12 protein-coding genes are annotated in these 9,190 nt (G+C 63.9%); 3 read left to right on the forward strand and 9 right to left on the reverse strand.

Going from position 1 to position 9,190, the window contains the following annotated elements; genetic code table 11:
• Both B3H86_RS06500 and trxA read left to right on the forward strand, forming a co-directional pair.
• Window positions 1-464 (forward strand): PD-(D/E)XK nuclease family protein (locus tag B3H86_RS06500; protein WP_292052164.1); only part of this gene is annotated, 464 nt, incomplete at its 5' end.
• A gap of 74 nt (window positions 465-538) precedes the next feature.
• Window positions 539-865, forward strand: a complete 327-nt coding sequence (trxA, locus tag B3H86_RS06505; RefSeq protein ID WP_292052165.1) for a thioredoxin — start codon at window positions 539-541, stop codon at window positions 863-865.
• A gap of 62 nt (window positions 866-927) precedes the next feature.
• Here the strand turns inward: trxA and B3H86_RS06510 are convergent, their stop codons facing one another.
• From B3H86_RS06510 to B3H86_RS06550, 9 genes are all read right to left on the reverse strand, one after another.
• Entirely contained in the window at window positions 928-2,157 is a 1,230-nt protein-coding gene (locus tag B3H86_RS06510; RefSeq protein WP_292052167.1) for a bifunctional folylpolyglutamate synthase/dihydrofolate synthase, read from the reverse strand.
• A gap of 31 nt (window positions 2,158-2,188) precedes the next feature.
• Window positions 2,189-3,082, reverse strand: coding sequence for an acetyl-CoA carboxylase carboxyltransferase subunit beta (locus tag B3H86_RS06515; RefSeq protein ID WP_292052169.1), 894 nt, complete (start codon window positions 3,080-3,082; stop codon window positions 2,189-2,191).
• Between the two features lie 9 nt (window positions 3,083-3,091).
• Window positions 3,092-3,934: a tryptophan synthase subunit alpha gene (trpA, locus tag B3H86_RS06520; protein WP_292052170.1), complete on the reverse strand. Its 843-nt coding sequence runs from the start codon at window positions 3,932-3,934 to the stop codon at window positions 3,092-3,094.
• Window positions 3,931-4,347 (reverse strand): hypothetical protein, encoded by a 417-nt coding sequence (locus B3H86_RS06525; RefSeq protein WP_292052173.1) that lies wholly within the window; start codon window positions 4,345-4,347, stop codon window positions 3,931-3,933. Before B3H86_RS06525 ends, trpA begins: the two co-directional genes overlap by 4 nt.
• Window positions 4,348-4,349: 2 nt before the next feature.
• Window positions 4,350-5,567, reverse strand: a complete 1,218-nt coding sequence (gene trpB / locus B3H86_RS06530; protein ID WP_292052174.1) for a tryptophan synthase subunit beta — start codon at window positions 5,565-5,567, stop codon at window positions 4,350-4,352.
• Window positions 5,568-5,600: 33 nt separating this feature from the next.
• Window positions 5,601-6,239, reverse strand: a complete 639-nt coding sequence (locus tag B3H86_RS06535) for a phosphoribosylanthranilate isomerase (protein WP_292052176.1) — start codon at window positions 6,237-6,239, stop codon at window positions 5,601-5,603.
• 68 nt (window positions 6,240-6,307) lie between these two features.
• Window positions 6,308-6,781: a hypothetical protein gene (locus tag B3H86_RS06540; protein WP_292052178.1), complete on the reverse strand. Its 474-nt coding sequence runs from the start codon at window positions 6,779-6,781 to the stop codon at window positions 6,308-6,310.
• A 289-nt stretch (window positions 6,782-7,070) separates the two neighbouring features.
• Window positions 7,071-7,805 carry a pseudouridine synthase gene (locus B3H86_RS06545; protein WP_292052179.1) on the reverse strand — a complete coding sequence of 245 codons (735 nt, stop codon included), beginning with the start codon at window positions 7,803-7,805 and terminating at the stop codon, window positions 7,071-7,073.
• Window positions 7,805-8,704, reverse strand: a complete 900-nt coding sequence (locus B3H86_RS06550) for a class I SAM-dependent methyltransferase (RefSeq protein WP_292052180.1) — start codon at window positions 8,702-8,704, stop codon at window positions 7,805-7,807. Before B3H86_RS06550 ends, B3H86_RS06545 begins: the two co-directional genes overlap by 1 nt.
• Window positions 8,705-8,823: 119 nt before the next feature.
• Here B3H86_RS06550 and B3H86_RS06555 point away from each other — a divergent pair.
• The coding region (locus tag B3H86_RS06555; RefSeq protein WP_292052181.1) for a DEAD/DEAH box helicase at window positions 8,824-9,190 on the forward strand (367 nt) is incomplete at its 3' end.

Below are 9,190 nucleotides of genomic sequence, written 5' to 3' on the forward strand. Positions count from 1 at the left end.
TCGCGCCCGACATGCGCCGCAGCGCCGCCGAACGCCTTCTGTCCAAGGAGGTCGATCTGGATGATGTGCAGCGCGCCGAGATGATCGAGGCGGCGTTCAGCGTCTTGGACGATGCCCGTTTTGCGCCGGTGTTCGGCCCCGGCTCCCGCGCCGAGGTTGCGCTGACGGGGACGGCCCCCGAACTGCCCGCTGGCGTGAAGATCAACGGCCAGATCGACCGGTTGGTCATCACGCCCGAGCGGGTGCTGGTGGTGGATTACAAGACCAACCGTCCGGCACCGGATCATCTGAAGGACGTGGATCCAGCGTATATGACGCAGTTGGCGGTCTATGCCGCGGTCCTGCGCCAGCTCTATCCTGATCGCCCTGTCGAGGCGGCACTGGTCTGGACCGATGGTCCCAAGCTGATGCCGGTCGATAGCGCGATCTTGATGCAGGCTCTGGACCGCCCGCCCATTGATTAACGTGGCCTTGTGCCCCAAATCACTATCGACGAGGTGACAGCCAGCCTGTCGCCGACACAGAAGAAAGAGATGAAATGGCCACTCTCAAGGTCACCGACGAGTCGTTTGAAGCCGAGGTCCTGCAATCCTCGAAGCCGGTCCTGCTGGACTTCTGGGCCGAGTGGTGCGGCCCGTGCAAGCAGATCGGCCCTGCACTGGAAGCTCTGTCCGACGAGATCGGCGACAAGGTCACCATCGCCAAGCTGAACATCGACGACAGCCCGATGACCCCGTCCAAACTGGGCGTCAAGGGCATCCCCACCCTGATGCTGTTCCAGGACGGCCAGATGACCGCCATGAAGGTCGGTCCTCTGCCCAAGGGCAAGATCGTCGAGTGGCTGGCTGAGGCCGGCGTCGGCTGATCCAGCGACGACAGAATATGAAAAGGGCGGCTCCGGTTGGAGCCGCCCTTTTTCATTGCCGGTCAACGCGGCCAGGTCTCGGGCGATGCCCCCAGAACCTCGCCCGCCAGATAGAGGCTGCCACAGATCAGTATGCGGCCCGCGCCGAGGGCCAAAGCCCGTTCCATCGCCTCATCTACGGTTTGCGCAGTGGTCGCACCGAACCCACGGCCCTGTGCCACCGCCGCCAGAGCGTCGGGCTCGGCCGCATTGCCTTCAAACGGCACGGCGATGACGTGGGCGTCCAGACCTTTGAGCGCCTCGAAGAATCCGCCTGCGTCCTTGTTGTTCAGCATACCGATTATCAGCGTCAGCGGACGAGGGGCCTTGGCGTGGCGATCGCNNTCGGCATCGGCGGCCTTGGCCATTTCGGCGTATCTGCCCGCCGTCAGGCGTTGCATTCGCGCAGGCCAGAAGACGCTACCCAGACCCTTGGCAATGGCGTCTTCCGGCAGGTCCAGTTCCAGCGCCGCAGCAATCGCGACGCCCGCATTGTCGAACTGGTGCGCGCCCGAAAGCGCCGGGGCCGGAAGGTCCAGAAAGCGTGTCTGATCCTGATAGGCCAGACCGCCGCGTTCGGCCCACGCGTCAAAATCAACACCGAGAACTGTCAGCGGAGATCCAACCTGTTGGGCCCGACGCTCGATCTCGGCCATAGCCGGTTCGGACTGCCGCCCTACGACACAGCGCGCGCCCGCCTTGATGATCCCCGCCTTCTCGCGGGCGATACCGGCAAGGTCGGTACCGAGGAACTCGGCATGGTCCAGATCGACGGGGGTGATGACGCTCAGCAGCGGGCGCTCGATGACATTGGTGGCGTCCAGAACACCACCCAGCCCGACCTCTATGATAGCAAGGTCAGCAGGCGTTTCGGCCATAGCCAGAAAGCCCGCCGCCGTGGTGCTTTCAAATACAGTCGCCTCGCCGCCGGTCGCGGCCATAGCCTCCTCGACGCGGTCGAGGATGGCGTTCAGCTGATCATCGGAAATCAGCTCGCCCGCCAGCCGGATACGCTCGTTAAAGCGGACCAGATGGGGCGAGGTATAGGTGTGGACCTTCAGGCCCGCGGCCTCGGCGATCGACCGGATCAGGGAAACGGTCGATCCCTTGCCGTTTGTGCCCGCCACATGGATCACAGGCGACAGGCGGTCCTGCGGATTGCCCAGCGCGGCACACAGGGCCTGCATACGGCCAAGGGACAGGTCGATGCGCTGGGGGTGCCGCGCCTTCAGACGCTCTGAAATCGGGTCCAAGACGCGACGTTTCCCTTTAGAGGTTTCGGCCTCAGGCGGCCTTTTTGCGCTTGCCGTCCATCAGGATGGACAGGATGCGGCCAAGGGTCTGCGGCAGGTCGTGACGGCTCACCACCTTATCCACCATACCCTTGTCTTTGAGGTATTCGGCGCGCTGGAAGCCCGGCGGCAGTTTCTCGCGGATGGTGGTTTCGATCACGCGCGGACCGGCAAAGCCGATCAGGGCACCCGGCTCGGCCAGATGGACATCGCCCAGCATGGCGTAGGATGCCGTCACGCCACCCGTGGTCGGGTCGGTCAGAACCACGACATAGGGCAGTTGCGCCGACTTCAGGTCCTGAATGGCCAGGGTGGTGCGGGCCATCTGCATCAGCGACAGGGCGCCTTCCTGCATACGGGCACCACCGGCCGCGGTGAAGCAGACCAGCGGCACGCCGCGCTTCACGGCTTCCTGAGCGGCGGTGATGAAGGCTTCACCCGCAGCCATACCCAGCGAACCACCCATGAAGGTGAAGTCCTGCACGATGACCACGGCGTCGGTGCCGTCGATCTTCCCATAGCCGATGGCCATGGTGTCGGGACGGCCCGCAGCCTTGCGGGCGGCGGCCAGACGTTCCTTGTACGGCTTGCCGTCCGAGAAGTTCAGCGGGTCTTCCGGCACGGCGGGCGTGTCGATGGCTTCAAACTTGCCGTCGTCGAAGGTGGCCTTCAGACGGGTCGGCGCATTGATGCGCATGTGGCGGCCCGAAGGCGTGACCCAAAGCGCGGCTTCGAGGTCCGAGCGATAGATCATCTCGCCCGTGTCGGGATCTTTCACCCAAAGATTGTCAGGCGTGTCCGTGGTTTTGACGACCTTGCGGACACCGGGGGAAAGGCGCGACAGCCAGCCGCCGCGGGCCTTGTTCTCGGAATTCTTATCGACCATGGGCGCTTCTTAAACGGTTTCCGCAACGGAAGCACTAGTGCGCGCACCACGAACTGCGGTGGAAAGTTCGCGAACCTTGTCCAGAACACGGGTCACAGCGGGCTGCCCGTCCTCGAGTGCAGCGGCCACTTCGTCCACCAGAACCGAGCCGACAACCACCGCATCGGCCACACGGGCGATCTCGGCAGCACGCTCGGGCGTCTTGACGCCAAAGCCCACGGCGACGGGCAGGCCCGAGGCCTTGCGTACGCGCATCACAGCAGGAGCGACCGAGGCGGCCTGTGCTTCCTTCACGCCCGTCACGCCCGCGACGGAGACGTAATAGACAAAGCCTGATGTGCCCTGAACGATGGTGGCCAGACGCACATCATCCGACGTCGGCGTGGCCAGACGGATCAGCGAAATCTGTTCGGCATCCATAGCGGCTGCAAGGTCGCCAGCCTCTTCCGGCGGGCAGTCCACAGCGATCAGCCCATCCACGCCCGCCTCGGCGGCTTCCTTGGCAAAACGCGCATAGCCATAGGATTCGACGGGGTTCAGATAACCCATCAGGATCAGCGGCGTGGTCGTATCGGTCTTGCGGAACTCGGCCACGAGGTCGAGCGTGCCGCGAAGCGTCATGCCGGCCTTCAGACCGCGAAGCGCCGCACGCTGGATCGGCGGGCCCTCTGCCATCGGGTCCGAGAAGGCCAGACCCAGTTCGATGATATCCGCACCGGCAGCAGGCAGGCCTTTCAGGATTTCCAGCGCCTCGTCACGCGAGGGGTCACCCGTCATGACATAGGGAATGAAACCCGCGCGGCCTTGGGCCTTCAGTTCGGAAAAGCGGGCGTCGATACGCGCAGTCGTCACGGATTACTTCCTTCAGAGGCGGAGCAGACATTGCCAGGGATAAGCGCAAACGCGAGATAGGCAGGCTCTTCGGCGACTTGCGGCTTGGAGGTGTCGAAAAAGGCGACCATCTGCATGCCGTCACAGCCGCCGCCCTCACGGCGTTTGATCAGGATGATGCGGTTGTCATCGCCATCGGCCGGAATCCAGCCCTTGGTTTTCAAATCCTCGACATAGGCATCTGCAATGTCGCCCAGCTGATCCATGCGCGCCGTCACACAGAAGGCCGGCGTAGACAGCAGTCCACCGCAGTTGGGGGACGCGACAGCCGGAGCCTTAACCTCGATATCGGTCGGGGCAATGCTGACCGGACCGGCAGCGGAAGGGGCGGCTTGCGCGGCCAGAAGGGCCAGCGCCGAAACGAGTGCGATCATGATTACAGCTCCACGCCTAGATGTTGGGCGACCGTGAAGATGTCCTTGTCACCACGACCGGACAGCACCACGACGATATCGCCCCCCTTGCCCACTTCACGGGCGATCTCGCCCGCACGCGCCAGGGCGTGCGACGGCTCCAGCGCCGGAATGATGCCTTCCAGCTTGGAAATCATCTGGAAGGCTTCCAGCGCCTCGTCATCCGTGGTCGAGCGGTATTCACCGCGACCGAGGTCGTTCAGCCACGCATGCTCCGGACCGATGCCCGGATAGTCGAGACCCGCCGAGATGGAGTGGCCCTCAAGGATTTGGCCATCAGCATCTTGCAACAGATAGGTGCGGTTGCCGTGCAGCACGCCCGGACGCCCGCCCTTGAGCGAGGCGGCGTGGCCGTTGTCCACGTCCAGACCGTGACCAGCGGCCTCGACACCGATCAGGCGCACGCCCTCGTCATTGACGAAGGGGTGCATGGCACCAATCGCGTTCGAACCACCGCCGATGCAGGCAACGACAGCATTGGGCAGATGCCCCATCTGTTCCATCGACTGCTTCTTGATTTCCTTGCCGATCACCGACTGGAAGTCGCGCACCATCTCCGGATACGGGGCCGGACCGGCAGCCGTGCCGATGATGTAATAGGTGTTGGCCACGTTGGTGACCCAGTCACGCATGGCCTCGTTCATCGCATCCTTCAGGGTCGCAGCACCCGCCGTCACGGCGTTCACCTCGGCACCCAAAAGCTTCATGCGGAAAACGTTCGGCTGCTGACGCTCGACGTCAACGGCACCCATGTAGACCGTGCACGGCAGGCCGAAGCGCGCACAGACGGTGGCCGAGGCCACGCCGTGCTGGCCCGCGCCCGTCTCGGCGATGATGCGGGTTTTGCCCATGCGGCGGGCCAGCAAAATCTGGCCCATGCAGTTGTTGATCTTGTGCGCGCCCGTGTGGTTCAGGTCCTCGCGCTTGAGCCACACCCGCGCCCCGCCGAAATGCTCGGTCAGACGCTCTGCGTGATAGAGCGGGCTTTCCCGACCGACATAGTATTTCAAATAGCCGTCCAGCTCTTCCTGAAAGGTCGGATCCGCCTTGGCCGCTTTGTAGGCCGCGTCCAGCTCGTGGATCAGCGGCATGAGGGTTTCGGGCACGAAGCGACCGCCATAGGGGCCGAAGCGACCCTGTTCGTCGGGCCATGCGTAGGTATTGGATAGAGGTGCGTTCACGGCTGCAATCTACAGGGGAGGGAAATGGCGAAATCAGGACCGACGCGCGGCCTGCATAAATTCACGGATCAGGGTGATGTCCTTAACACCCGGCGCACGCTCGACGCCAGAGGAGACATCAACCATTGGAGCACGGGTCATGCGCAAGGCTTCACCCAGATTGGCCGGATTGATCCCTCCTGCGAGAAACCATTTTGCGCCAAACTGACGATTGGCCATCAGTGACCAGTCAAAGCTGTGCCCCACACCACCGGGCAGGTCGCTGCCCGCCGGGGGTTTGGCATCGAACAGGAGGATGTCTGCGGCGGAAGTCCATGCAGGAACATCTACGAAATCGGCTGACGTGCGGATCGGCAGCGCCTTGATGATTTTTGCGCCGGTCGTCTGCCGCACTTGTCTGGCGCGCTGTGGCGTTTCAGAGCCGTGCAGCTGGATGTAGTCGGGTTTCAGATGCGTCGCTATGCGGCGCAAAAGGACATCGTCCGGATTGACCACCACGGCCACGATGCCCGCCCGACCGCGTGCCGCCTCAAACAGTCCGGCTGCGGCTTCGGGCTCGAGATGGCGCGGACTTCTGGGGAAGATCACCGCGCCGACATAGGCCGCGCCTTCGTCCAGCGCAGCGGTCAATGTCTCGGGGGTGCTCAGCCCGCAGATTTTTACCTCGGTCATGAAAAAGGGGGTGCGCGACCCAAGCCATAAGGTCAAGGCCGCACACCCCTAAATCATCGGTGCCGCGATCAGCGGTTACCGGTCGAGCGCGTCATGGAAGCCCGCATACCCTCAGCGTGCAGGGCACCGGAGGGGGCGATCTTTTCGTTCGGGGTTTCAGCCGGGCCCTTGTTGGCCGTGCGCGATTTCGGTCCCGACTTGGCCGGAGCCTTGGCTTTGCGCTCAACCGCTTCGCGCAGATTTTCCGTGGCGCGCGAGGATGAGTTCGACAGGGAACGGGCCTCCAGCGCCGCATTCACCCGCTCGATGGCCGCAACCAAAAGCTCCTTCTTCTCGCGGGCACCGGTATCGGGCTTGTTCTCGCCCGAACGACGGGCAGCGCGGGCGCGGTCACGCATCATACGCTGGACACGCTCGCGGCGGCTGCGCAGCTGGCGCGCCAGTTCGGTCAGTTCGCGGTGAGACATGCCGTCCAGCTTTTTGGACTGTTCCACCCACTGCTGCTCATTCTGGTCCAGAACGCGTTTGGCCGAAGTGCTCATGTTTTTCTTCCTGTCTTTTCTTATGGAAAGACAGCGCGTGACGACACAGGACGTTCCTGATTTTCGCACGCGTGAAGGTGTCGCAACGCGGGCGGTTCAGTCTGTTGGCTAGGTGGCCGGTGGGGCTTTTGCCTCCACCTCCTCGGCGGGGCCTGCCCCTTGAGGTGTTACCGCCACGCCAAAGGCGGAGAACCGGCCCCGATGATCGGTACCGCGCGCCATTCTCCGATCGGCATAGGCAATGGCCGGCAATCTCCGGGCCAAGACTCAGAGAACAACGGTTGACCACCTACTGAAAGATGGCGGCGATCTCCTGCGCCGACAGCAGCTTCCATTGACCGGGTGCCAGATCATCGGGAAGCGTCAGGCCGCCCAAACGCTCGCGGTGCAGTTCCTCGACATGGTTGCCCGTGGCGGCGAACATGCGGCGCACCTGATGATAGCGGCCTTCGGTCACGCTGAGCAGGGCTTCGGTTTCCGACACCACCGCAAGCTCGGCGGGGGCCAGCGGCTTGTCCTCGCCCTCGAGAACCAGTTCGCCGGACGCGAACAGCGCCCCCTCTGTGCCGTTCAGCGGGCGGGCCAGCGTGGCGCGATAGGTCTTTTTGACGTGACGCTTGGGACTGATGACACGGTGCAGCAGGTCGCCGTCGTCGGTCAGCAGCAGCAGACCCGAGGTCTGCTTGTCCAGACGCCCGATGGTCGAGATGGCCGGATCACGACGCAGCCAGCGTTCCGGCAGCACGTCATAGACGAGCGCCCCGTCCTCCTTGTGCGAACAAGTCATGCCCAGCGGCTTGTTCAGCAGGATCACCAGACCCTGAACCGGATCGAGCGGCTCGCCGTCGATCTCCATGCGTGACGGTAGATCGGGCGTGACGGGAATGCGTTTGGTCACATCCGTCAGGTCCTCGCCGTCCAGCATGATGCCGCCCGCCTTGGCCATCCGCGCCATCTCATTGCGCGAACCATAGCCCATGGACGAGAGCAGTTTGTCGACGCGGGAAGTCGGCACCTTGGCCATTATTTAACCGCCTCAAAAATCTTAAAGCCGTTCTGGTCAGCGACCATGTTCACGCGCTTGAACACCTCGTTGAGGTCGTTCTCGTACGGCAGGTGACGGTTAGCGACGATCCATGCCACCCCGCCCTTTTTCAGCAGTTCTGCCGACTTGCGGATGAATTTCTGGCCCAGACGTTTGTCCTCGATGCCGCCATCGTGGAAGGGCGGGTTAGAGACAACGAAATCAAGAGTGCCTGCGGCGTCCAGCAGGCGCACATCGGCCCATTCAAAGCTGGCGCGGGGGTCGGTGATATTCTTCTTGGCGGCCTCGATGGCGCGGCGGTCCATGTCGACCATCCGCAGCGAGGTGACGGCTGCCGAGCGCAGCGCCACCGTGGCCAAGGCCCCATAGCCACAGCCCAGATCGATGCCGTTGCCCTTCAGCGCCGGAAGTGCACCGGCCAAAAGGGCCGTGCCCGTGTCGATACGGTCCCACGCGAAGATGCCCGGCTGGGACCATGCCTCCAGACCCTGCACGATGCGCGGGGCACCGGCCTTGATGGCCTCGTCCAGACCCTCGACAGTTTCGGGGCGGGTGATGATGGCGCGGCGGTGGTGGGCCTTTGCGGTCTCGGCGAACTCCAGACCGAAAGCCTTCAGCTCCTTGCCCAGACGCGAGCCGCCCTTGTCCTTGGGTGCCATGACATCCAGCTTGCCGCCGACCTTCAGCGCGCGCAGCGCCAGCGCCAGCACATAGCGGCGCTCGATCGCACCGGGCGGAGCATAGAGGGTGATGTCATCCGCCGACGCGGGCGCACAGTCTTCCAGCGCCATCGATCCGGGAATGAGCGGAGAGGTCTGCTGCGCCGACGAGGGCGGGTCGAATACGGCGGGCGGGCGGCCATAGATCAGGCTGTTCATGCGCTGCCCTATAATGGTTTCGCGCGTCATAGGCGACAGGCGCGAAGGTCGATCACATCTGTGGGCTTGCCCATTGGTTCGGGATGACACACCCCGCCGAATAGTGGCACACACCCCGCATGCTCGATCACGCCCCCTTCCCCGACAACTCGCCCACCCTGCAGGATGCGCGGGTGCTGCTGGAAAGGGTGTGGGGCCACAAGGATTTCCGTGGGCTCCAATCGCGCGTCATCGAACAGGTGCTTCAGGGCCGCAACACCCTGGCCGTGCTGCCGACCGGCGGCGGCAAGAGCGTCTGCTACCAGATCCCCGCCATCCTGCGCCCCGGTGTGGGCCTGGTCGTCTCGCCGCTGATCGCGCTGATGACCGATCAGGTCGAGGCCCTGAAACAGCAAGGTGTCGCCGCCGCCCGCCTCGACAGCGGCATGACGCCCGACGAGCGAAGCGCGGTGTGGCGCGCAGCCCGCAACGGCAACCTCGACCTGC

This window comes from Brevundimonas sp. UBA5866 (genome assembly GCF_002432125.1).
In the GTDB taxonomy this organism is placed as follows: domain Bacteria; phylum Pseudomonadota; class Alphaproteobacteria; order Caulobacterales; family Caulobacteraceae; genus Brevundimonas.

Excerpts from the sequence above, each read along its gene's own strand:
- B3H86_RS06515 (WP_292052169.1), bottom strand. The coding sequence starts at position 3,082 with ATGGTCGATAAGAATTCCGAGAACAAGGCCCGCGGCGGCTGGCTGTCG.
- B3H86_RS06545 (WP_292052179.1), bottom strand. The coding sequence starts at position 7,805 with ATGGCCAAGGTGCCGACTTCCCGCGTCGACAAACTGCTCTCGTCCATG.
- B3H86_RS06535 (WP_292052176.1), bottom strand. The coding sequence starts at position 6,239 with ATGACCGAGGTAAAAATCTGCGGGCTGAGCACCCCCGAGACATTGACC.
- B3H86_RS06540 (WP_292052178.1), bottom strand. The coding sequence starts at position 6,781 with ATGAGCACTTCGGCCAAACGCGTTCTGGACCAGAATGAGCAGCAGTGG.
- trxA (WP_292052165.1), top strand. The coding sequence starts at position 539 with ATGGCCACTCTCAAGGTCACCGACGAGTCGTTTGAAGCCGAGGTCCTG.
- B3H86_RS06550 (WP_292052180.1), bottom strand. The coding sequence starts at position 8,704 with ATGAACAGCCTGATCTATGGCCGCCCGCCCGCCGTATTCGACCCGCCC.
- B3H86_RS06525 (WP_292052173.1), bottom strand. The coding sequence starts at position 4,347 with ATGATCGCACTCGTTTCGGCGCTGGCCCTTCTGGCCGCGCAAGCCGCC.